The sequence below is a fragment of the Leisingera sp. F5 genome (assembly GCF_001593695.1).
The window spans coordinates 1-1,456 of record NZ_LUKH01000930.1 but is presented as its reverse complement, the minus strand read 5'-3'; the positions used below and the strand labels follow the sequence as shown (position 1 = coordinate 1,456).

The following is a 1,456-nucleotide window of genomic DNA, read 5'->3' as shown; positions in this document are numbered from 1 at the left end:
CTATCTGGCCCGCCGCGCGCTGGACTATCTGGTGGGTTTCAACCTGTCGCCGGTGCTGTGGCGCAAGCTGCCGGGCGCGCGGTCCGCGGGCCGGGTGCAATCCGTCTGCCTGCGCCTGATCGTCGAGCGCGAGATGGAGATCGAAGCCTTCAACGCTCAGGAATACTGGTCGGTGCGCGCCCAGATGGCGACCCCGCGCGGCCAGGAGTTCGAAGCCCGTCTGACGGTACTGGGCGGCGACAAGCTGGACAAATACAGCCTGAAGACGTCCACCGCTGCCGAACTCGCGGTGCAGGCCGTGGCCTCGCGCCAGCTGTCGGTGCTGTCGGTCGAAGCAAAACCCGCTTCCCGCAACCCCTCTGCCCCGTTCATGACCTCAACCCTGCAGCAGGAAGCCAGCCGCAAGTTCGGCATGGGCGCGCGCCAGACCATGAACGCCGCGCAGCGCCTTTATGAGGCCGGTCACATCACCTATATGCGGACCGATGGCATCGACATGGCGCCCGAAGCGGTGCAGGCCGCGCGTGCCGAGATCGAAACCCGCTATGGCGCTGAATATGTGCCCTCCTCCCCGCGGATCTACAAGAACAAGGCGAAGAACGCCCAGGAAGCGCACGAATGTATCCGCCCGACGGATATGAGCCGCGATGCGGCCAGCCTGAAGGTCACGGACGACGATCAGCGCAAGCTCTATGACCTGATCTGGAAGCGCACCCTGTCGTGCCAGATGGAAGGTGCCCGTCTGGAACGCACCACTGTCGATATCGGCTCGGATGACAAACAGGTGGTGCTGCGCGCCACTGGCCAGGTGATGCTGTTTGACGGTTTCATGCGGGTTTATGAAGAAGGCCGCGATGATGTGGCCGACGAAGACGACAAGCGCCTGCCGCAGATCATGCAGGGCGAAGCGCTGAAATTTGCATCCTCGCTGGCCGCGCAGGCTGACAAGGCCGGCAAAGAGGCATCCGTGCTCTCTGAAGACGGCGCTGTGCTGGCGCTGCAGCACCATACCCAGCCGCCGCCGCGCTATACCGAGGCGACACTGGTCAAGCGGATGGAAGAGCTGGGCATCGGCCGCCCCTCGACCTATGCCTCCGTGATCACCACAATCCAGGACCGCGAATACGTCCGCAAGGACAAGAACCGCCTGTTCCCCGAGGACAAAGGCCGGATCGTTACGATCTTCCTGCTGAATTTCTTCCGCAAATACGTCGGCTATGAATTCACCGCCAATCTGGAAGAAGAGCTGGATGACGTCAGTGCCGGCAACGGCGACTATAAGGAACTGCTGGGCAAGTTCTGGCGCGATTTCTCGGCTGCCATTTCGGAAACCTCCGAGTTGCGGATCACCGAAGTGCTGGATGTGCTGGATGACGCCCTTGCACCGCAGCTTTATCCGCCGCGCGAAGACGGCACCGACCCGCGCGTCTGCCCCAAATGCGGGGCGGGCCAGCTG

1 protein-coding gene is annotated in these 1,456 nt (G+C 63.0%); it reads left to right on the top strand.

Translation table 11 applies throughout. The annotated features are described in order from the left end of the window. A partial coding sequence (topA, locus tag A2I95_RS37545) for a type I DNA topoisomerase (protein WP_291737535.1) occupies nt 1-1,456 on the top strand: 1,456 nt, incomplete at both ends.